Annotated in this window: 24 protein-coding genes; 2 read left to right on the top strand and 22 right to left on the bottom strand. The window is 33.8% G+C overall.

What is annotated here, in order from left to right:
• Positions 1-34 precede the first annotated feature (34 nt).
• The 4 genes from glmM to RM51_RS15840 all read right to left on the bottom strand — a co-directional run bounded on the left by glmM (position 35) and on the right by RM51_RS15840 (position 5007).
• Positions 35-1417: a phosphoglucosamine mutase gene (glmM, locus tag RM51_RS15855; protein ID WP_039371733.1), complete on the bottom strand. Its 1383-nt coding sequence runs from the start codon at positions 1415-1417 to the stop codon at positions 35-37.
• Positions 1418-1654: 237 nt separating this feature from the next.
• Positions 1655-3688: a ferrous iron transport protein B gene (gene feoB, locus RM51_RS15850; RefSeq protein WP_039371731.1), complete on the bottom strand. Its 2034-nt coding sequence runs from the start codon at positions 3686-3688 to the stop codon at positions 1655-1657.
• Positions 3688-3918 carry a FeoA family protein gene (locus RM51_RS15845; RefSeq protein ID WP_039372095.1) on the bottom strand — a complete coding sequence of 77 codons (231 nt, stop codon included), beginning with the start codon at positions 3916-3918 and terminating at the stop codon, positions 3688-3690. Before RM51_RS15845 ends, feoB begins: the two co-directional genes overlap by 1 nt.
• Positions 3919-4077: 159 nt before the next feature.
• Positions 4078-5007, bottom strand: coding sequence for a GLPGLI family protein (locus RM51_RS15840; protein WP_039371728.1), 930 nt, complete (start codon positions 5005-5007; stop codon positions 4078-4080).
• A 150-nt stretch (positions 5008-5157) separates the two neighbouring features.
• On the opposite strand from RM51_RS15840, the gene RM51_RS15835 reads away from it, so the two are divergent.
• Positions 5158-5655, top strand: coding sequence for a DinB family protein (locus tag RM51_RS15835; RefSeq protein WP_039371724.1), 498 nt, complete (start codon positions 5158-5160; stop codon positions 5653-5655).
• A gap of 75 nt (positions 5656-5730) precedes the next feature.
• Here the strand turns inward: RM51_RS15835 and RM51_RS15830 are convergent, their stop codons facing one another.
• The gene (locus RM51_RS15830; protein WP_039371722.1) at positions 5731-8415 is read right to left on the bottom strand and encodes a carboxypeptidase-like regulatory domain-containing protein; all 2685 of its coding nucleotides are present in this window, start codon (positions 8413-8415) and stop codon (positions 5731-5733) included.
• A gap of 281 nt (positions 8416-8696) precedes the next feature.
• Between RM51_RS15830 and RM51_RS15825 the strand changes: the two genes are divergently transcribed.
• The gene (locus tag RM51_RS15825; RefSeq protein ID WP_039371718.1) at positions 8697-9578 is read left to right on the top strand and encodes a cupin-like domain-containing protein; all 882 of its coding nucleotides are present in this window, start codon (positions 8697-8699) and stop codon (positions 9576-9578) included.
• Between the two features lie 32 nt (positions 9579-9610).
• Here RM51_RS15825 and RM51_RS15820 read toward each other — a convergent pair whose 3' ends face one another.
• From RM51_RS15820 to RM51_RS15735, 17 genes are all read right to left on the bottom strand, one after another.
• Positions 9611-10012 carry a hypothetical protein gene (locus tag RM51_RS15820; RefSeq protein WP_131667086.1) on the bottom strand — a complete coding sequence of 134 codons (402 nt, stop codon included), beginning with the start codon at positions 10010-10012 and terminating at the stop codon, positions 9611-9613.
• Positions 10002-10283, bottom strand: coding sequence for a hypothetical protein (locus tag RM51_RS15815; protein ID WP_039371712.1), 282 nt, complete (start codon positions 10281-10283; stop codon positions 10002-10004). Before RM51_RS15815 ends, RM51_RS15820 begins: the two co-directional genes overlap by 11 nt.
• Before the next feature lie 139 nt (positions 10284-10422).
• Positions 10423-12147 (bottom strand): M14 family metallopeptidase, encoded by a 1725-nt coding sequence (locus RM51_RS15810; protein WP_039371709.1) that lies wholly within the window; start codon positions 12145-12147, stop codon positions 10423-10425.
• Positions 12148-12243: 96 nt separating this feature from the next.
• On the bottom strand, positions 12244-12978 hold the full coding sequence (locus tag RM51_RS15805) for a metallophosphoesterase family protein (RefSeq protein WP_039371706.1): 735 nt from the start codon (positions 12976-12978) through the stop codon (positions 12244-12246).
• 2 nt (positions 12979-12980) lie between these two features.
• Entirely contained in the window at positions 12981-13346 is a 366-nt protein-coding gene (locus RM51_RS15800; protein WP_131667085.1) for a hypothetical protein, read from the bottom strand.
• Positions 13304-13849 carry an RNA 2'-phosphotransferase gene (locus RM51_RS15795; RefSeq protein ID WP_039371700.1) on the bottom strand — a complete coding sequence of 182 codons (546 nt, stop codon included), beginning with the start codon at positions 13847-13849 and terminating at the stop codon, positions 13304-13306. The genes RM51_RS15800 and RM51_RS15795 overlap by 43 nt, the downstream gene beginning before the upstream one ends.
• A 12-nt stretch (positions 13850-13861) precedes the next feature.
• Positions 13862-14803, bottom strand: coding sequence for an ADP-ribosylglycohydrolase family protein (locus RM51_RS15790; protein WP_039371697.1), 942 nt, complete (start codon positions 14801-14803; stop codon positions 13862-13864).
• Positions 14803-15501: a Sir2 family NAD-dependent protein deacetylase gene (locus tag RM51_RS15785; protein ID WP_039371694.1), complete on the bottom strand. Its 699-nt coding sequence runs from the start codon at positions 15499-15501 to the stop codon at positions 14803-14805. The genes RM51_RS15790 and RM51_RS15785 overlap by 1 nt, the downstream gene beginning before the upstream one ends.
• 108 nt (positions 15502-15609) lie before the next feature.
• Positions 15610-16119: an O-acetyl-ADP-ribose deacetylase gene (locus RM51_RS15780; protein WP_039372093.1), complete on the bottom strand. Its 510-nt coding sequence runs from the start codon at positions 16117-16119 to the stop codon at positions 15610-15612.
• The gene (locus tag RM51_RS15775; protein ID WP_052248532.1) at positions 16109-17017 is read right to left on the bottom strand and encodes an ADP-ribosylglycohydrolase family protein; all 909 of its coding nucleotides are present in this window, start codon (positions 17015-17017) and stop codon (positions 16109-16111) included. Before RM51_RS15775 ends, RM51_RS15780 begins: the two co-directional genes overlap by 11 nt.
• On the bottom strand, positions 17017-17652 hold the full coding sequence (locus tag RM51_RS15770) for a DUF4291 domain-containing protein (protein WP_039371691.1): 636 nt from the start codon (positions 17650-17652) through the stop codon (positions 17017-17019). Before RM51_RS15770 ends, RM51_RS15775 begins: the two co-directional genes overlap by 1 nt.
• Positions 17652-18881, bottom strand: coding sequence for a TIGR02452 family protein (locus RM51_RS15765; protein ID WP_228375824.1), 1230 nt, complete (start codon positions 18879-18881; stop codon positions 17652-17654). Before RM51_RS15765 ends, RM51_RS15770 begins: the two co-directional genes overlap by 1 nt.
• Before the next feature lie 147 nt (positions 18882-19028).
• Positions 19029-19502 (bottom strand): macro domain-containing protein, encoded by a 474-nt coding sequence (locus tag RM51_RS15755; RefSeq protein ID WP_039371688.1) that lies wholly within the window; start codon positions 19500-19502, stop codon positions 19029-19031.
• Positions 19503-19510: 8 nt separating this feature from the next.
• A complete protein-coding gene (locus RM51_RS15750) occupies positions 19511-20419 on the bottom strand; it encodes a diacylglycerol kinase catalytic domain-containing protein (RefSeq protein ID WP_039371685.1) in 909 nt (302 codons plus the stop codon).
• 129 nt (positions 20420-20548) lie between these two features.
• Positions 20549-21553, bottom strand: a complete 1005-nt coding sequence (locus tag RM51_RS15745) for an SPFH domain-containing protein (RefSeq protein ID WP_039372084.1) — start codon at positions 21551-21553, stop codon at positions 20549-20551.
• A 29-nt stretch (positions 21554-21582) separates the two neighbouring features.
• Complete coding sequence (locus RM51_RS15740; RefSeq protein WP_052248531.1) at positions 21583-22029, bottom strand: hypothetical protein; 447 nt, start codon at positions 22027-22029, stop codon at positions 21583-21585.
• Positions 22030-22032: 3 nt separating this feature from the next.
• Entirely contained in the window at positions 22033-22581 is a 549-nt protein-coding gene (locus RM51_RS15735; RefSeq protein WP_039371682.1) for a 2OG-Fe(II) oxygenase, read from the bottom strand.
• Positions 22582-22598: the final 17 nt, after the last annotated feature.

Below are 22598 nucleotides of genomic sequence, written 5' to 3'. Positions count from 1 at the left end.
TCTTTTTAAAATGATGAAATAGATGTTAATTTTATTAAATCAAACTATTGATTTTAGCTATCATTTCATCACCTAATTTATCAGCTTCCTCCTGAGATTTAGCCTCTGTATAGATTCTGATAATTGGTTCCGTATTAGATTTTCTAAGGTGTACCCAATTATTTTCAAAATCTATTTTAACTCCGTCTACGGTAGAAACCTCTTCATTTTGATATTCTTTTTCCATTTTAGTTAAAATATCATCTACATTAATTTCCGGAGTCAGTTCTATTTTCTTTTTACCCATGAAGTAGCTTGGATATCCTGCTCTCAGCTCAGAAACCGTTTTATTTTCCTTTGCTAAATGGGTTAAAAATAATGCAATACCTACTAAAGAGTCTCTTCCGTAATGTAAATCAGGATAGATAATTCCTCCATTTCCTTCTCCTCCAATTACAGCGTTTTTCTCTTTCATTAACGTAACCACGTTCACTTCTCCTACAGCACTTGCAAAATATTCTGAGTTGTGAGTGTGCGCAACATCTCTCAATGCACGGCTAGAAGAAAGATTTGAAATTGCTACCCCATTTTTATGTTTCAATAAATAATCTGCAACAGCAACCAACGTATATTCTTCTCCAAACATTTCACCTTTCTCATCGATCAAAGCTAATCTGTCAACATCCGGATCTACCACGATTCCAAAATCAGCTCCTTCTTTTTTCACCAATTCACAAATATCTCCTAAATGTTCTTTTAACGGTTCAGGATTGTGCGGGAAATGACCTGTAGGCTCACAATATAATTTTACGGTTTCACAACCTAATTTATCCAACAACATGGGAATAGCGATACCTCCTGTAGAATTTACAGCATCTAAAACCACTTTGAAATTCTTAGCTTTAATAGCTTCAGCATCTACCATTGGTAAATCAAGGATCTGCTGAATATGAATATCAAAAGCATCGTCTCTTGTTTCATATTTTCCCAGATCATCTACTTCTGCATAGTTGAAATCTTCACTTTCAGCCAATGCTAAAACTTCTGCTCCATTTTCTCCGGTAATGAACTCTCCTTTTTCATTTAATAATTTCAGCGCATTCCATTGTTTTGGATTGTGAGAAGCGGTTAAGATAATTCCGCCATCTGCTTTCAATTCCGGAACCATTATTTCAACGGTAGGAGTCGTAGAAAGTCCTAAATCAACCACGTTGATTCCAAGACCTTGCAATGTTGCCGTAACCAAAGAAGAAACCATTTGCCCGGAAATTCTGGCGTCTCTTCCGATGATTAACGTTAAATCTTTTTTATTTTTATTATTCTGTAACCAGGTTCCGAATGCCGAAGCAAATTTTACCACATCAAGCGGAGTCAAGTTATCATTTACTTTTCCTCCAATGGTTCCTCGGATTCCTGAAATACTTTTTATTAATGACATTCTGAGTGTTTTATGTGTTTAATTCTAATTTATTTTTTAAAAACTAAGCAAAATTAGATATTATTTATCACACTACCTCAGAAAGTTATGAACATCCGCAGTCTTTGTCGCAGTTTGTTCTTTTGGAGCTAAATTTCTTCGGTGCAAAATTTTTCCTGAATACCTTGAATAAAGAGTAACAGGCAAATGCAACGATGAGTAAAACAATTACGTATTGTAAAATTAATGAAGAGTCCATTATTTCAAAATCTGATATACTATCATCGACACAAAGTATGCCAAACCTGTCATCATAGCAACCTGTAAACCGGTCCATTTCCAGCTTTTGGTTTCCCTGTAGACTACTGCAAGTGTAGAAACACACTGCATTGCAAATGCATAAAATAAGAGCACTGAAATTCCCGTTGCAAAACTGAAAACTTTTTCACCATTAGGTTTTACATCTCGTCTCATTTTATCAATTACTTTCACTTCCGGAGCATCATCTTCAAGGCTGTATAATGTAGACATTGTTCCTACAAAAACTTCTCTCGCCACAAAACTTGTCAAAATCCCAACTCCCATTTTCCAATCGTAGCCAAGAGGAGCAATTACAGGCTCAATTCCTTTACCCATTTTTGCTAGGTAAGAATGGTCAAGATGAACATCTGTTGCCACAAACTGATCCGGTTTTTGTTTCGGTCCGAAATAACTCAGGAACCAAATGATGATACTTACAATGAAAATAATTTTTCCCGCTCCTGTAATGAAGTCCCAAACTTTACCTAAAACCATTTTAAAGTCGTATCCGAAAAGTGGTTTTTTATAAGTCGGTAAATCCATTACCAAGTACGTTTTTCCTTTATTTTTAATAAATCTTTTAAGTATTGAGGCAGAAAGCAACGCTACTAAAAAACCTAGTAAATACATTCCCATTAATACCAATGCTTTGTATTTTATTCCTAAAAATGTTCCGTCTGAAATGATTAATCCAATGATGATACTGTACACCGGAAGTCTTGCAGAACACGTCATAAAAGGTGTTACCAAAATCGTTAACAATCTTTCTTTTACGTTTTCTATATTTCTGGTAGAAATTACTGCCGGAATCGCACAAGCCGTTCCTGAAACTAATGGAACAATACTTTTCCCGTTTAATCCGAAAGGTCTTAGAATTCTATCCATCAGGAAAACAACTCTTGCCATATATCCGGAATCTTCCAATAGGTAAAGGAAATACAACAATATCCCGATCTGTGGAGCGAAGACTACAATTCCTCCGATTCCCGGAACAATTCCATTTGAAATAAGCGAATTGATTGGTCCTTCAGGCAAATGTTCCGTCGTAAAAGCAGTTAACCACGAAAATAAATCATCGATCCAGTTCATCGGATATTCTGCCAAAAAGAAAACACTTTGGAAGATGACTAATAAAATTGCCAGAAAGACAACATATCCCCAGAATTTATGGACTAAAACTTTATCTAATTTCTCTGTCAACAGTTCTTTAAACTGAGTTTTTTTAGAGATTACATCGGATAAAATCTTATCTACATTCTGATATCTTCTTACAGTTTCCTGAACCTGCAATCTTTTCGGAACCAAGCTTTTAGAATCAGGCTCATTGATTAGCTCCATGATCGATTCTATCTTTCCTAAGTCTGTTCCTAAAGAAAGGCTCATCCAGGCTTTATATTCATTGTCAAAACCTTTGTGAGCAGCCAATTTTTGAATAAAGTCTTTATGCTCATTAGGGATTTCGAATGACGGTGTATTGGTTTGTACAAACTGATTATTTAAAACAGCCTCTTTAATATCATCAATTCCAATATTTTCTTTAGCATTGGTCTGAATGATCTTAATACCTAAAGCTTCTGAGAATTTTTGAATATCAATAGTAATTCCTCTTCTTTCTGCCTGATCGATCTGATTCACGACCAAAATCATCGGAATTCCCAAATCCTGAATCTGTTGGAATAATAAAAGTCCTCTTTTTAAGCTTAATGCTTCAAGAATATAAACAACTCCTGCATAGTTTTTCTGCTCATCAATAAGGAATTTAGAAAAGATAGCTTCGTCTTCTGAACTTGGATATACACTGTAAGAACCCGGCAAATCGATTACCTCAACATCCTCATTTTTAAATGTGTAATTTCCTGAATGACTCGCAACAGTAACCCCCGCATAATTCCCCGTTTTCTGCTTCTTATTACAAAGTGCATTGAAAACCGTTGACTTCCCTACATTCGGATTTCCGACTAAAAGTATTTGTTTCTTCTGAGTATTCTGCATTAATTCAATTCTTCAACAATGATATAATCTCCTTCTTCTTCACGAAGAGCAATACGACTTTTTTCATCCCCAAATTCTATATACATCGGTCCGCTAAAAGGCGCTTGATACAAAATCCTGAACGAAGTTTCCGGAAGAAGCCCCATTTCAATGATTTTATTAGGCATTTTCAGATCGTCATTATCATACCCAACTATCTTTCCCTTTTTATTTCTGGGAAATCTACTCATTTTATGTAAATCCGTCTGTTTCAAAGCCAATTTTTTGTGTTTGCAAATATACGTTATTTAAATTTAATCTAAATAACCTGTCCTTATGAAAAAAATCAACCCAAACACTATTTGCGTTTGGGTTGACTCACAATATAATTTAGTTGATAAGAAACTTGTTTAGTTTTCTTTTCCTACCTTTTCTACGTTACCTACTTTCAATTTTTCGTAAGGAGGCTCGATTGGATTATCATTTGCATTAAAAAAGTCTTTGTACATTTTCTCCTGTTTTTTCATCATATCTCCAATAGTACCATCCATTCCAGGAATTGTTTTAGACATAATTTCCTGCGTCATCATTGGTCTTGCTGTTGCAAAAGGATCTTTTTTGAATTCATTGAATGTTTTCTCAAATTTTTCTCTTGGCATTTCGGTTACTTTTAAACCTACATTCGACATCTTCTCCATTTCGGTTAGCTCTTGCCAGTTTGGAACTTTTTTGTTCCCCTGAAGTACCCAAGAATAGTTTTTCCCTTCATCTTCAATCTTTACAATTAGCCCCGGAAGACCTGAAAATTTATACGGTCCGTCTTGAAAAGGCAGATCTGGGCTAAACCAAGCCGTCCATTTTTTTCCTCCGAATTCCGTTGTTGCTTTTTGTGCATTATATGCTCCGATTTTCGCTTTTTCGTTAGATATTTTCCAATCGAATTTTACGGTTTCATTATATCCGATATTCATTGGAGTAAATCCACTTGCAATTCTGTCGATATATTGCATCTTCATGTCCGGATATGTTTTTACGATCTTTTCAGAAAACTTAGGCATTTTGAAAGACTTAGAAATATCTTTGAAAACTCCTGCTTTCTGCATCGCTTCAATCTGAACTTTAAGAATAGAATCTTGTCCTACTGCAGTAAAGTCTCTGTAAATTGATCTGTTTTTAACAATATCAAGAGCCATGATTACTTTTTCAAGTTTTGCAGAGTCTTTTCTTGGCTTAAAAGTCAGCTCATAAAAAAATCGGTTTGCTGTTTCTTTTGAATCATTATCCTGAGCACTTACAAAAGCGAAAAGGGCAATAAAGAATATTGAAAATAGCTTTTTCATTTTTTCTAATGTTTATATAATTAGTTCGTGGTTCTTAATTTTTGTTACAGTTTTTTGAGTTTTATTTTTCGTATAATAAAATTTATGATTTCGTTAAAACAGTTTTATCCCTGAAATATTTAACTTTAATCCACTAAAAAACAAAACGATATGGACACTTTATCACAATTAAAAAATGAGCTTCAGGAAGAATATCAAACAACCAGAAAGTTTTTTGAAATTTATCCTGAAACAAAAAATGATTTTGCTCCTCATGAAAAAAGTATGAAAATGATGCCTCTTGCGACTCATATTGCAGAAGTTTTTGAATGGCCGAATACCATGCTTAAAACCTCAGATCTGGATTTTGCCAATAATGATTATCAACCAAAGAAATTCACCACAAAAGAAGATCTGCTAAAAGCTTTAGATGAAAACTACAAACAAGGAGTTGAGGCCTTAGAAAATGCTAAGGAAGAAGATTTAAATCAAACATGGGCATTAAAACATAATGGTCATGAACTTGCAAAATGGAGCAAATATGGATCTATACGTCATAGCCTAAATCAAATTACCCATCACAGAGCTCAGCTTGGTGTTTATTACAGACTGAACGACATTGCTCTTCCGGGAAGTTATGGACCTTCCGCTGATGACCAAAGCTTTTAAAAGCTTTTTTAAATATATCTCAAACAAAAAACCAATCTCAAGGAGATTGGTTTTTATATTTTATTATTCTACTTTTTATTTGAAGTTGAATTTTACTGTGAACATAACCTGGCTTGGGCGAAGTTGTATTCTTGTAAAAGAAGTACCTTGAGAATTAATTTCATAATTTTCGAATACTTTTTTATTGGCGATATTCATCCATTTCAATTCAAAATCTATATTCTTTTTAGACCATGTAAACTGATAGGAAAGATCGTAGAATCCGTTATGGTATTTTTGATCGGTAGCTGTTACAGTTGAATTCACCTGATCCCAGTTGAATCCAACTGTATGATTTTCGATCGGATAAAAGAATACTCCTAAATTATGCTTGAATCCTGTGGTTTTAGCACCTGAATTAACGTCCCCTACACTGGTCTGATTCGTTCTTGTAAAGCTTGCATTATAGTCCAAGCTCATCCAGCTAAAGTAAGTATTGTTGAATTTCACACCATATGACTGACCATTATTCTTATTGGTATAAGCGTCATTATTTAGAAATGCATCAGATTTCGATGTACTATTGCTGTAGCTTAATGAAGCATTGGTTTTAAATTTCGGAAAATATTTCCCTGCTTCTACACTATACGCATTAGTCAACACATTATTATCCTGCACTTTATATTTCATTTCCGTATATCCGTTTTCGATAGTCGGACTACCAATTAAATTCCTTTTGGCATCTGAGTATCTGTAATTGATATTAAAGAATAAATTATTCAGTGGGTTTCTATATTCTAATCTTGTTCCGGCTGACTTGTTGTTGTTCTGAGGAATTGGGTTTGTAGCATCCATAACATTAATCCCCGACGGTGAAGTCATTAAGAACCCTGAATAGGCAGTATTAATTTCGCCAAAGTTGTTATTGATATTCGCATTTACTGAAGCTTTCCAGAAAGAAGCAAAAGTGTATTGAGCAAAAACACTCGGTTCAAAAGTAACCTTATTCAATTCTCTTGAAACCAATCTTAAAGGATCTTCTGCTTTAATATTATTAGAATTTACAGGGAAGTTAGCATATAACATCCAAGAATCGTTCTTATAATTTACTCCCAGACTTCCATATGGTGTAGCCGTTGTATAGCTAAGGTCATTGCTATATTGTGTCGCAGGAGGCGGGGTTGTAGCTTTTGATTTAACATTGAATAAATCTGAAACCAAATCTGTCGATTTAAAATTAAATCCGACCTCCGGAGTAAATGTCCATCCTTTTGTAGAGAATCCAATGTTTGCAGAATGGTTCGCTTCAAAAGTTTTTAATCTTAAATTCTGACGGACAAAGTCTGAAGATGTCGTTGTATATCCCGGAATAGCAAGATAAGAAGAAGGTGAAACATCCAAAGTCTGTTTATCTGTCTGGTAATTTATAAAAGACAACACATTCACCATTTTTTCCTTCCAAGGAATGATCGTACTCAATGAGTTTTGGAAAGAAGTTGTAGGAGACTCTACCGCCTGTGCTCCATTTCTTTCTGTCAGAGTATTATTATTGATTCTATTTGCATCTGCTCGATCTGCATTCCAATATTGAGAGAAGCTTGTTGTATTTTTAAAGAATCCTTTTTTAGCATTTTTTGTAAAAATAAGCTCTCCTTTTGCTTTATCCGTATAAAAATTATTATGAATATTGATCGTATTGGATTCTCCAGTAAAGAGATTCTGTACAACATTAGATTCTCTTTCTACAGAGTTGTTCGTATAATTTGCATTGGCTTTTAATTCCCATTCTTTTTTCTTATCAATATTGGTCAAATAATTCGCTGATAAGTAATGAACGTTATTCATTAAATATCTTTTTACCGGAAGATTAGGTGTACTTGCATTTTCTACATTCAGCCAATCATTTTGAGAAGCATTGATTCTTCTTCCCTCAAACCTGTTTCCGAAAGCCAAAATATTTCCTTCGTTCTCAACCTGATCTCCCACATTATTGGTTTTATAATTAGCCACCCACTGGCTTTTTTTGCTGAAAAACATTGGGGTTAATTTCACATTCCAAAGAAAAGGATCTGCACCAATACCTACTTCTCCACGACCGGTCATCGTTACAGATTTCTTCAATTTGATATTGATTGCCGCCTGATCTGAAGGCACTTTATCCTGAAGAATTTTTACCGGTTGGTGATTTTCCAATACTTCTACTTTTGCAACAGCATCTTTCGGAAGAGAATTACTAATTGTTCCGTATCCTCCTTCCATCAAGTCTTTTCCTTCTACATAAAATTTGTTGATTGCATTTCCCTGATAAAGAATAGTTCCGTCTGCATTGACTTCAATTCCGGGCATTTTCTTAAGAACATCTGCAAGACTTCGGTCATTTTTACTGTCAAAAGCCTTCAAATCGTACGAAATTGTATCTCCTCTTGCCGTCACCATTTTGGTTTTCAACTGTACTTCTTTTATTTCAGTCGCTTCAGACTCCATTTTAAAAGTTAGACTCTGATCGCTGTTACTGATTTGTCTTGTGATTGGCTTCTGATTAAAAGCTTTTACTTTTAGGTCAACATTAGATTCTCCCGTTGTGAAAGTTACTTTATATTCTCCTTTCGAGTTGGTAATTCCGTACGCCAGAATTGCATCTTTTCCAGGTTCTTCCACCGTCACACTTGCGCTTGGGATAGCCACACCGTCTTCATCCGTAATCTTTCCTGAAACTGTTTTTTGTGCAAAAGACAAAACAGAGAAAAACAACATTAGAAATAAAGAAATATTTTTTCTCATAATTATTATTTGTGTAATTAGTTAATGGTTACCGTTTTTTGTTACACTTTTATAAAGATGTATTTTTACCTTAAAGGTTAAATCCAATTATCACTACAAAAATAGTTATATTTTAAAAACTAAATACATTTATTCACGATATTTTGAAAATTAGAGTTGAAATAATTAATTTTTATTTAGACTAATTATTTAAATTAGTGATTTGAATCATAGATTAAAATAAAATTAAAGCGTACTCCGTATATTTTAATTTAATAATTTTGTAACATAAATTTATTAGAATGGGAATTATTTTAAAGCCTATAGATGTTGTAGATGACATTACACAAGAAGAATTCATCGAAAAATATCTAAAGCCGAGGAAGCCTGTTGTCATCAAAAATATGGCAAAAAAATGGCCTGCTTACCAAAAATGGACAATGGAATATGTGAAAGAGGTTGTAGGAGATGTAGAAGTTCCTTTATATGACAGCTCAAAAGCTGATCCTGCGGCTCCCATCAATGCTCCAACTGCAAAAATGAAGTTTGCTGATTATATAGACCTTATTCAAAGAGAACCTACTGATTTAAGAATATTCTTTTTTGATCCTATAAAGCATGCAAAAAACCTACTTCAGGATTATATTTCTCCAAAAGAATTAATGGGAGGTTTTCTAGATAAATATCCTTCAATGTTCTTTGGAGGAAAAGGTTCTGTTACTTTCCTTCATTATGATATTGATTTAGCTCATATTTTCCATACACATTTTAACGGAAGAAAACATGTTTTGCTTTTTGAATATAAATGGAAAGATAGATTGTATAAACTTCCTTATGCTACTTATGCATTGGAAGATTATGATATTGAAAACCCTGATTTCACTAAATTCCCGGCCTTAGATGGTGTAGAAGGTATTGAATGTTTCTTGGAACATGGCGATACTTTATTTATGCCGACAGGATGGTGGCACTGGATGAAATACCTGGACGGAAGTTTCTCAATTTCTTTAAGAGCCTGGGATAAATCTTGGGCAGTAAAAGCAAATTCTTTATGGAATCTTACTGTACAACGTAAGTTTGACGATATCATGAAGAAGAACTTCAAGAAAAATTATATGGACTGGAAGGAGAAAAAAGCAGTGGTAAAAGCTGAACTCGCCTTAAAAAGAGGTCTACCCAGATAAAATAAAAGACGTTTCTATTTGAAGCGTCTTTTTTATTTTTCAAAATTCAATAATAATTCTTCCATATTTCTGGTAATTTCATTGCAAGAAAAACAGGCATCTTTTCCATCCTGAGAAAACCATCTGCATTGTGAACGAATGGGACAAAAAGATAATTCTGTGTTTTTGATGGTATCTAAATCCTGAACTTTTTTGGATAAGGAGCACTTAGATTCTTCATTATCCCATTGTGTACATCCTTTTTCAACACATTTTCCTGTAAACCGAAATCTTTGTTCGAGGTTATCATTTTGTTGAATAAACTCTTCTGTAACGGTAAGCGGTGTGATAAACTGTACTTTTCCGTCTTTGTTGACTACTCCAAAAAGCTGTGCCCCAACTTTTCCAACATAACTGGGACACATCTTCTTTGAAGAATTAAAGTTAGCCTCCATAACCTTTTATCTGAGTCTGGATATCTTTAATCTGGTTCTGAATATCAATTCCGTGTTTGAAGATAATGATTCCCCAAGGAAACCAGTCTTTAATTTTCATAGGTTTCAACAGTCCTCTGAAATCTCTGTACGCTCCAAAAGCTTGTGTATTATCAACTTTTGAAAGTTCAGAAAGAACAACATTTTGGATTCCTCTGTCAATGTTTTTTAGCTGTTCGTCAGAAAGGTCAACCCCTTCCAATGAAACGAAAAATTGCTTTTTAGTTGCCATAACTGTAGTTTTTATTGGTTTTTACAAAGCAAATTTCGGGAGATAAAAATCAAAATCCCTCAGTATAAACAACAATTCCGAATGTGAAATATACGGAATTACACATTGATTATCAATAAATTAAATCAAATTTTAAAATCTATAAGATTCTATAAATCGGATATTGTCTGAATGTTTTTTCTTCAAAGTAAGGCGAATTTTTGTAGATCCAGTCCAATTGAGCAGTTCCGTCATCTGCAAAGTTTTTATCTGATGTTTTTTTAGCTTCAAATCTTTGTTTTAAATCCTTGTCTTCTTTTAACAACTCTGCTGCGGTATCTTCAAAAATGTATGCTGAGTAATATTCTTTCTGTGCTAAAATTCCATCAAAGAAATTCCAGTTAAAGAAAGAATCCAACGCTTCTGGTTCTAATGTTTCAATGATATATTTTACGCCATCCTGATTGGTTGAAACCACATAATCTCCAGATGAAAAATTCAAATTTTTCTTTGATGTATCAACCGTTGTTTCAAAATGCAGATAATGGCCTTCATAAGGATTTTTCACTGTTTTAAAATCATTAATTTTATATGATTCCACCGCAATGGTACTGTCTTTCTGAATTGGTTTCATCAGAATCTTATTTCTTTTAAATTCTTCAATCACCCGATATTGCGAACGAGGAATTACATAGTATTTCGGAATGGTAATATAACCCGTCGGAACTGCTGTTGTAAACAGCCTAATCTTCTTGGTAAAGGGTTTACTTCTATCGTAGTATAATCTCGGTTTTCCGGAAATCTCACTTGGCTTATATTGTCCTTCAAAACCTTTAAAATCCATCGTTGAATATTTTGTAGAATCAATTTTCCAACGAATTCCGTATTGTTTTCCGGCTTGATATTGCTTTAAATTTTCAATCCGGAGCTGTTTAATCTTTTTATACTCTTTATCTAAATTTTGAAGGTTTACAAGCATATATTTATAGGTCGCATCTACTCTTTTATCATACGGTTTCAACATATGGGTTTCCGGAACGGTTCCCAGAGAGTTGAACAATGTTGTGTAACCCGTAGAATATCTAGGAGAATCTTCAAATGAAGCAAATCCGACCTCCGGAACATCCCCATGAATATTAACATAAGGTGTACTTTCATACCCTAATTTCTTTAAATCTTTAAGATTTTTTGACTGATAAATATTATAAAAATATTCTCCTAATACATTTCCCAAGCGTTCTTTGAATGTAGAAATATAGGTAAATGTGTATTGATAATCTGCTCCGTTACTGACATGATTATCGATAAAAACATCCGGTTTCAACCATTGATAGATCTCCTGAAAGCTTCTTGCATTTTTTGTATCTGCTTTAATAAAGTCTCGATTCAAATCATAATTCCGTGCATTTCCTCTGAAACCGTATTGCTCCGGTCCATTCTGATTTGCTCTTGAAAATGATCCCCGATTCAGCATACCACTTACATTATACGCTGAAATAGCAGCAATGATAAAGTTTTGAGGGGTTTTAATTTTCTTTGTGGCAAGATCACGCATCAACATCATCGTAGCATCAATTCCGTCCGGTTCTCCAGGATGAATCCCATTATTAACAAATAGAATCGCTTTATCTTTTCTTAATTGATTTAAATCTTTTTCAGGAAAAGGATTATAAATAACCACATAAATCGGTTTTCCATTGTCATCCTCTCCTTTTCTCAGATACTGAATCGTTGTGAAATTTTCAGCAAGATTTTGATAATAAGCATTCATCTCTGCATAAGTAACGGTTTGACTTCCGTTGCCTTTTTCAAAAGGTGTTTGAAAATTGTTTTGTGCAACAAGCAAAGATGAAGCAAAGGAGAATAGGAGATATTTCAGTTTCATTGAGGTGATATTTCGAGCTTTAAAATTACTCAAAGTTTGGAAACTGATTGTTGGTTTTTAACATGGGATTTGTCATTCAGAATAACAGAAAAAACTTTAATCTCTGTTTCTCCCTTTTTCATCAGGATATAACTTTGGAAGCGGATCACTTTGCCAGAACTTTTTGGTATCAACATCCATAATACTCAATGCTCCTGTGAAAGCAGCTCCTGTATCCAAATTCCAGACATTCGCTTTATTAATTGGTTCTTTAATCCCTAAATGTAAAGTCGGTGTGTGACCGATGAAAATCTCTTTGTACAAAAGAAGTCTTTTAGGATATAATTCTGAGTTTTTAGATAGCTTCTTATCCATTGCAACCGCAGTCTCCCAAAGCGTTCTGTCCCAACGATAATTACTGGAATACACTTCTTTTTCAGGACCATGCATAGACGAATACCCCGCATGAATAAACAAACGGTTTTCCTCGTCGATATAATAGTTTTTCATTCGTTGAAAAAACTCCAAATGAATTTCTAATTCTTCCAAAGAATAATTGGAATAGCTATCAACTGTACTTTGTCCACCGTTGAAAAGCCAGACATCGGGAGCCGTTCCCAAAGAAAGCCAGTCTTCCGTCCAAGCATCGTGGTTTCCTTTAATAAAAATACATTCCTGCTTTTCTGAAAGTTCTATTAAAAACTGAATGATTTGGGAAGATTCACTCCAGCCGTCAACATAATCTCCCAAGAAAATTAGTTTATCATTTTCAGTTACGTTGGCTCTTTCCAAAACCTGCTTCAACGCTTTGAAACCACCGTGAATGTCACCTATTGTTAATGTTCTTTTCATTTTTACTTCCAAACATTAAATTCATATTTAATAAAGTTTCTTGAACAGAATTTTTTGATTTGTTCAATACAATCTTCATGAGAAAAAAGTTTAATAAAAAGTTCTTTTACTTCGTCAGATGATTTTAATCTTCTTATTATTTTTAACCATTTTGTATTTCTTTTATTGATAATCAGATAATATTCATAATCAAAATCGCCTGTAATATTTTTAACTATTTCACCATTTTCATAACCATAAATTACAATATGATCGGTTATTGAAACCGTAATTGAAATTGTAAGGTTGTCCTTTTTTAAACTATATAATTCAAACTTTGTAGTTGTCACATTGAAATATATTTTGCATCCACAAAATCCGTCAGCCAAACATTATTTTCGGAAAGGTAAAATTCTATTCCGTCATCAAACATTTCTTGCGTTTTAATGATTAAAATAATCGGTTTTCCATGGCGCATTCCGACTTTGGTTGCTGTTTCTTTGTCCTGACTTAGATGAACATGCTGTCTGCTTCTTTTCTCAATCCCTTTTTCTAGAATAGAATCGAGATTCGCTTGAGCTGTTCCGTGATATAGAAATTCAGGTGGTTGTTGCGGTTTCAAAGCCAAATCAATATCAATAGAATGCCCTTGATTGGCTCTGATTTTAGTTTTATCTTCATTAAAAATAAAACGTTTTTTATCATTGGTTTCTACAATTTCTTCGAGTTCTTCAAAAGTGAAACCCTGATGAGAATCTCTTTTTGATTTTGTGATTAATTCATCAACGATTGCCCAACCGTTTTCATCTAAATTTAAATTGATGATTTCTGGTTTATGTCTTAGAACTAAGCTTATAAATTTGCTTATTTTTTTCATTTGTTGTTCATTCATGGTTTGTGTTTTTTACTTCATTAATTTATCTTCTAATTTTATACATACATTCTCAATATCCTCCTTCCTCACCAATACATCAACCCATTCTTCAGGAATATTCTCAAAACCATAATAAATTCCTGCAATTCCACCTGTAATAGCTCCTGTTGTATCGGTATCCTCTCCTAAATTGACTGCTTTTAAAACCGCCTCCGAATAGCTTTCAGAATTTAGAAAACACCATAATGATGCTTCTAGACTATGAAGAACGTAACCATCAGAACTAATTGTATCTTCGTGATAATCTGAAATATCATTCTTTAAAATCCTATCAAAAAGCTGAATCTCTTTTGGGTTAAATCCTTGAATTTCTGCAAATTCCAAAGCTAACTTTTGTGTATAATAATAAGCCTCTCTTTTATTTTTTCCTTTTATTAATTCAATGGCAAAAATCACATAGATAAAACATGCAAAAACAGAACGGAAATGTCCGTGAGTAATGGATGAAACTTCTTTTACTATTTGATATAACTTTTCAATATTTTCTTCATCTTTAAGATAAAAAGCTAAGGGTAGCGTTCTCATTAAAGAACCATTCCCATTATCTTCTTCAAAGATATTTCCTGAAAATCTGGCACTTTCCCCTTTAATTAATCTTGCAATGGAATGTCTGGTTGTTCCGCCAATATCGAAAAGTTTTCCATGGGCTGTCCAATGTCCATATTTCACCCATTTTACAAAGCTTTGTCCGATTTTTTCTAAGTCATACCCTTTTGTCAATTCTTCTGCAATACAAAGAGTTAATGAGCTATCATCACTCCAGGTTCCTTTTGGCTGATTCCAAGATCCGAATTCCTGCATAGTTACAACAGGAAAACTTTTTAAGGTTTCTCGACTTTTAAACTCCACAGGAACCCCCAAAGCATCGCCAATGCAAACTCCAAAAATCCCTGCTTTTACAACATTTTCCATTAGGCAAGATTTAACAATTTATCATACAATAGTTTCATTCCTTTGGTTGCGGTTTCTTTCATGACCACGGCTCTTTGCCCATATCCAAAACCTGTCTCATTGGGGTTGATGACAATTAAAAGACAATCATCTTTGATATCATGAAGCAAACCTGCAGCCGGATACACCTGCAACGACGTACCGATCACTAAGAAAATATCTGCTTCTTTTGCTTTTTTCGTGGCTTTTTTCGTGGCTTCTTTCATCAATGGAACATCTTCTCCGAACCAAACAATGAAAGGTCGCAATTGAGCGCCATCTTCGGCTTTATCTCCGATATTGATGTCGCTTTTTTGTTCGTAAATCAAAGCTTTATTGTTACAAGAACATGATTTGAACAATTCTCCATGCAAATGGAGAATATTGCTGGAACCTGCTCTTTCGTGCAGATCATCGATGTTTTGTGTGATAATCTGAACATCGAAATGTTTCTCCAAATCGGCAATTAATTTGTGGGCATCGTTCGGCTCCACTTCATGAAGTTGGCGACGTCTTTGATTATAAAATTCCAAAACCAACGCTCTGTCTTTTCGCCATCCTTCCGGACTCGCCACATCTGTTATACTATGATTTTCCCAAAGACCGTCTCCATCTCTGAATGTTTTTATTCCGCTTTCGGCGCTGATTCCGGCACCGGTTAATATGGTTAGTTTTTTCATTTGTTTTTTTGTTTTAGTTTTTTAAACGCAAAGTCCGCTAAGATTTTATTTTACTACTAGCTGTCTTTAAGCTCGCAAATGCTTTTCAATCAGTAAATTAGAATTAATTTACTCTTCTAATAATTTTCTATAAATCTCTTCATTTTCATTATCAAAGCAGACGAAGATAACTTTTTCTACGATCGCCGATTTGAAATTTTTCACCTCCTCAACAGCAATTTTTCCCGCCAGTTCTTTTGGAAATCTATACACTCCTGTACTAATATTCGGGAAAGCAATAGTTTTCACTTCAAGGCTTTCAGCCAATTTTAATGCGCTTTTATAGCAATTTGCCAATAATTTTGACTCTTTTCCTTCATTTCCATTCCAAACCGGACCTACTGTGTGAATTACATATTTCGCGGGAAGATTTCCGCCAGTTGTGGCCACAGCTTCTCCTGTTTTACATTTTCCCTGTCGGTTTCTGATTTCAATACATTCATCCAAAATTTGTTTTCCGCCTGCTCTATGAATTGCACCATCAACTCCGCCGCCACCTAACAATGATGAATTTGCTGCATTGACAATAGCGTCTGTTTGTATTTTAGTGATATCGCCCTTTATTAATTCAATGTTCATAAAATTTGCTATTTTTCCATTGTTCAACATCTTTAACCCAAGTTGGAATTGAATTTTCATCGCAACATAAAATACTTATTCCTCCAGCCATTGCACAGGTTGTATCTCTATCTCCTAAGGCTGCAACAGTATTCCAAAGACATTCTTCAAAATTGTTTCTATATCTCGAAAGCATCCAAATAACAATCGGGACTGTGTCCTGAGCGGTCATTTTGATTCCGTTTCCTAATGTTTTAACTAATAATTCAACACTTCGGTTTCCGTCTAAATATAAGGCTTTGTTTAGCTTACTTTTCATATCGGAATCATTTAATTCATCCTTAATTTTTTGAATAAAATCCTGTTGATTTAATTTTATTAATCCTAATTTTTCCTGAGCTGCAAAAGCCGCAGCCAATGCAATTGCCTTTGTTCCTTCAATCGCTTCTTTGTTAGCATGGGTAACTTCGCAGGAAAGTTCTGCATTTAATTTAAGCTTATCCAAATCGTCATAAAAATAAGCTCCAATCAATGATGCTCTCATTGCTCCTCCATTTCCCATTGACCCTTGTCCTTCAAACTTTGAATAGGAAACTTTTTTCCAATTTTCTCCGTCTTTCAATGCTCTGAAATATTGATGCATCGAAGGTCCATAACCTCTGTTGATATCCAAATAATAATTTTTGGTAAACTCTTCCGCTAAAAAATCTTGATTGATCTCTCTAAATTTTTCCAAAGATTTGAAAACAGCAATTGACATAATTGTATCATCAGTAAAATCTAAAGAACTTTCAGGAATAAATCTCTGATGAATATATGATTTCATCAAACTTTCTTCTCCGAAAAAGCTTTCACCAAAAGCATCTCCGATAGAGATTCCCGATAGAGATTTTGAAGCGAGTAGGAGTTTATCTTTCATTATTTTAACCTTAATTTCTTATTTAAATCTTCATCATCAAACAACAATGGTTTTTCTTCAGGAAGAATTAAATTATCTAAGTCATCATTTAATACAAATTGATATTGCTCTTTTACAAAATCTGAAATATTTTCAATTAAAAGAGTATCTTCTTTAGCAAAAGAATGGGTAAATTCATTTCTCAAACCAATCTGAATGGCTCTTCTTTCCAATTTTCCACCAAAAGGATCATGATCTGGATCCCATTGTAACCTCACAGAAGATTCTTTCACCTGATTTTGCCATTCTTCTCTTGAAATTCCCAATCTGTCATTATATGAAGAATAAACTGCATTTTCAAGGTATCTTTTGAAAGCTCCCATTTTTAAATGAATCGCTAAAACATATTCCTGACCTTCTTTTGTTCCCCAACCGTTTCGATACATCATCCATAGAAAATTCGGTTTTATCCAAGTCATTCTTTCCAAGCTGAATGCTCCACCAAAATATTGATTTTTGACAGCAAATTCACCTATTTCTTTTCGATAAGACTGATAAACAATGATTTTCTCATCATCATATTGAGCCATGATGTGATGTCCTTTTTCTGGCCAATCTTCTAGTTGTTCTTTATATTTTTTTAATTTGATTTCCATTATATTTCTTCAAACGGCTCTATCATCTCTTCCTTCTTCGAAAGAATCGCGAAAACCACTCTTTTAAATTTATTCTTATACTTTCCGTGAAGATATTTTTTAAATAACTCCGCGATTTCTTTCGGATCATTTTTGAAAACTCCACATCCCCAAGCTCCTAAAATCAAGGTTTTATTCCCCTGATGTAAAGCCAACCCCAACATTTTATCCGTTCTTACATCCATCGCTCCGAAAATTTCGTGAGTTCTTTCCGGTTCCTGACGTTTTACAACACCTGCATTCACCGCCGGAGATGTGATGAAATTACACAAAACGGGTTTCGATAACAATTCACCTTTATCCTTTCTGAAAACCGGAACTTTCGGGCTGTAAATCATCATATCGGTGTAGAAACAGGACTCCATTTCGCGATGAATTTTGTAATAATCCCAACCTTGAAGCAAGCTTTCATACAATCCTGAAGTTCTCGCCAGACTTTCTTCCTGAGCTTCCGCCCCATTGATGAAACCACCACCCGGATTTTTTGCCGATGCAAAATTCAGACACATGATTTTTTCCTGATTTTCTTCTTCGGCTAATTGTAAAATTGCTTTTACAGAACTGCATCTCCAGACTTCAAACTGCGTTTCAAAATTGAGTTCTGGAAGTTCGTTGTTTTCCAATTCTGAAAGCTCTTCCGGGTAAAACAGAACGGTTCCTTTTGTGGAAATTTCCAGTTCGTTTTCTATAGTTATTTTTTCGTTGTGTTCGTTTATATAATATTTCCTGGCAAGAATTTCCAATGTATCTTTTGCCATTCCTTTATTCGTCATCGTTAGTTTTTTTATGTTTAATAATAAATCTTCTACATCAGTATTTGCAGGCTTCTTAAAATCTTTTCCCATAAATACTTTTGTCACTTTAATATTTCCTACAATTGCCTGATTGAAATTTTCCATTTCTTCCGAAGGAATCCATAACTCGTTATGATTTCTTGCTCCGACATTTTGTGCAGGGTATTTACTCACTTCATTTTCCAATACTTCAAATTCGGTTACAAATCCAAGATAATTTCCCGCTTCATCTCTGGTATTCCATTTTTCTGCAATTTCGGAAGCATAGTCTTCATTTAAAACAGGGTAGAAAATGGGTTGCCATTCCAGCCTTGGAGGAAATTTTTTGTAATTGCTTTCTATAATTAAAAGCATTTCTTTTTCTCCGACAGGTCTGTATAATGTTTTTGTTTTCATGTTGTGCTTTTTTTATTTTTTTTAAAACGCAAAGTCCGCAAAGATTTTCTTTTTAAAACTTGATGTATATTTTTAAGTTCGCAAAGGCGTTTCACTTAGCTAAGCTCATAAAGAATATTTTATGATGTCAAATCTCAAATAATTAATTTATTCAAAATCGTAAACAAATACTTCTATATTATTTTTCTGCAACGTCCTTTCAATAATAGGTTCAATTTCTTCCCATTTTCCACCTGCTAAACCACAACCAATTCGTGGCATATGAACGCTTGCATTTAACTTTAAAGCTTCATCAGAAAGCTTTTCCATACATTTTTCAACCGCTTCATATCTTATAGGCGGAATTCCTTTTGAGTTGGTAATGATTTTATGTTGGGCAATCATGTTGCAAACCCAAAGATTGTCTTCAACCAGAACCATTTGGATTTCTCCAAGTGTAAAATTTTCACCGTTTTGAAACCATTTTCTGTATTCATTTTCAGGGTTTTTCCATCGAGTAGAAATTGCTAAAACAAAACCTTTTCCCCAACCTCCAATATCGTTACAGATATGAGTAATGATCTTATTGCCTTCTATCTGCGGATTTGTAGCATCTCCTTTTAAATATGTTATAGTTTTCATGGTTATTTTTAATTTAATACTAAAACTGCTTCATCATCAGACAGTCTTATTTCCGCCGTTGCTCCACTGTTGAACTGCAGAAAATCCTGCTCAATTACATCACTAAATATAAAACCATTATTCGGCATTAATGACTCTATGATCAGCTTGCTTCCTTTCTTCAACCTCCCGTTGCAAATACCGGTTTGCGTTTTAATGCTTTTAAAAGGTTCTCTTACCGCGAAATACAGATCATCTTCATTCAGTTTCGGATATTTCAAATTACTTTCTCCTAAAATGCCGAAAGCCATATTGAAAATAGAACTCAGCCAACCGGTACTTCCTGTTTTTGTAGAGACAATAATTCCGCTGGATGAATGGGTTTCCTCTTTTCCGTTCAGCAGAATCTTATATCTTGCCGAAGAATGAGACGAAATTCCGATGAACAAATCATTCACAGCTAACAGTTTTTGTCCGTCATTTAAAACAGCTTCTGCAAACTTCATCTTCTTTGAACTAAAACTTTCGTTGATGACAGAATTGACTCCATTTAAGAAGTTTTTTACCGTAAAAGGAAGCAATACTCCATCATATCTTTCCGGATCGGGATTGATTGCTACGATCGGAATATGCTTGGAATATTTCGCTACATTCGCAACCAAACCGTCTTGCCCAACCACCACAATCAAATTGTTTTCTGAGAAAATATAGGACGGAACAAACTCTCTTTCAATCACTTTATTTTTAATCACTTTTGAAAGTTTCGTCTGAACTTCTATAAATGACTGATGAAATTTTTCATGTTCATCTACATACTCCTGAAAATTTCCTCCTGAACTTTCAATATAAAACTTTGCTTGAGCTTTGGTATTGAAGCGTTCAATTAAAGATTCAAGTCTTGTTTTATTTTTGATGATGATGGCGTATTCTATTTTCATTGTATTTCAATTTAAATATTTTTAAACCATTAAGCTTGATTTAGAATTAAAGTTTAGTTAAGAAAATCATTCAGATTTTAAAACTTAAAGCAAAGCTCAACTTAATCATTCTTAACAACTTAAATATTCTTAATGTTTCAAAATACTGTCCAGTAAATCAGGACTAATATTCAGATTTCCGATTTTTCCGGCATTTTCTGCCAATTCTCTAAAAGCTAAGGCAATATTATTTTTGGCATCCTGTTTTCCACTCAAAGCGCTTAAAGTTTTCCAATCCATTTCTTTGTAAGGTTTCAAAGAAGTTTCCAGAATATAGCCTTGCGTTTCTGCTTCTTTTCTGTCGTTTTCTGTTTTTTGTTCAATCAGTTGTTTTCTCTGGTTTTCAACAGAAATATCGGCAGCAATTTTCATTTCTCTCAGAATTCTGTTGTTTTCTTCCTGCTGAACTTCGGTTTCCATTCTTTTTTCTTCAATCTGCTTTTGCTTTTCTTCTACTGCAATTTCCGTATTCAGTTCAGATTCTTTGATTTTTCTTTCCTGCTCAACAGCAAAATTTCTTCTTTCATAAATCGCTTCATCCGCTTGTTGCTGTAGCTTTTCACGAGTTTCCGTTTCCAAAGCTCTTGCCATTTCCGGAGTCGTCTGAACCGCTAAAATATTCGCTCCGAGAATTTCAATTCCCATTGTTTTTATGGCTTCAGAATTTATCAAACCTTCCAAAATATTACCTTCAATCTGTTTTGCAGAGCGGATCGCATCTTTTAAACTTAATTGATGAATAAAAGAAGAAGTTGCAGTCTGAGCGAGATTGATAATTCTCTGATTCAGCTTTTCAATATCATTTTTCTTATATACTCCGGTTTCATTTACGGTGAAATCCAATGTATTGGAAAGTGCTTTTGGATCTGTAATTTTATAACTGATCTGTCCCTGAATCTTCACGGTTTGATAATCGTGTGTATTTTCATTAAAGATAAAAGGCAAATCATTACTTCCCATCGGAATCGCAACAATAGACGAATTGGGAGCAAAATAAAAGAATGATAAGCCTCTTCCCTCTTTTACGGTTTTTCCATTTTTAAAATGAAGAACGTAAGTCATTGAATCGAATTTGATGTGTCTGAAACCAAACATAGCTTTAAGATTTTTAATGAAACAATTTATTAATTTCGTGTATTTTTTACGCAAATTATGGGTAAAATTTTTTTCACTTTGATTTTATTTAAAGCAAAACACTTTTCAATATTCTTTAATGTCCCGCTTTTTCTATTTTTATCTGTATTAAAATCAACAGCAAGAAAATGGGTGCAAAGATCAATTCCGAACATATCTCTTTCATAATTAGTCATAAAACCTCCTATTACATGCCATTTTTCTGCTTTTGTTTTAAACGAATTGGCAAAATATCTTGGTCTTCTTCCTACATGAAGAATCGTCACATTTTCAGTTTTGTCCTTTAAAAATTCCATCATTAAGGTATCTGTTCCTGAAAAATCTCCAATGATAAATTCACATTCTAAAAGATCAAATTTCTTTAACGGTTCAATATAAAACTGATGAAAATTTTCCCAAGACAGATTTCCATTTCCTGAAACATATATCTTTTTCATTTTTTAAGTTTTTAAATACATTACATCTGTTCTTAAAACATATTTCAGTCCGCTAATTAAAGTTTTCCCCTCGTGTCTTAACGGATGGTAAAAAACCAATGCCGAACCTTTCTTTGGAGCCACAGTGAACAGATTTTCAAATTCTGTTTCTCCACCTTCGAAGTCATCATTCAGATAAATTAAAAATGTATAAAAACTTTTCTCATTTTCATTTCTGATATAACTTCCGTCTCTGTGCATTTTGAATCTTTGTCCTGAAGAATATTTATAAATCCTGAACATTTCATTAAAATCCAAAACCTTATAATTCTCATGATTCTGAGGAAGAAATTCAACTGCTTTTTCAAAAAGATTTTTAGCTAAATCATTATCAAAAATCATAAGTCTATCGTTATTTCGGACTCCTTTGCTCATCATTTGACGACCTCCCATATTGATTTTAGCTTCTTCGAAAACTTTGTCCTTGGTTAATTCTATATAATGATCACATTCTGAATCTGAAAGATAATTTTCAATCAAAAATATCTGCGGATGTAATTCTATTTTTTTCATATTTAATATTTTGTGTT

The sequence above is a fragment of the Chryseobacterium taiwanense genome (genome assembly GCF_000813825.1).
GTDB lineage: Bacteria > Bacteroidota > Bacteroidia > Flavobacteriales > Weeksellaceae > Chryseobacterium > Chryseobacterium taiwanense.
The sequence above is the reverse complement of the archived record's forward strand: the minus strand, read 5'-3'. Positions and strand labels throughout refer to the sequence as shown.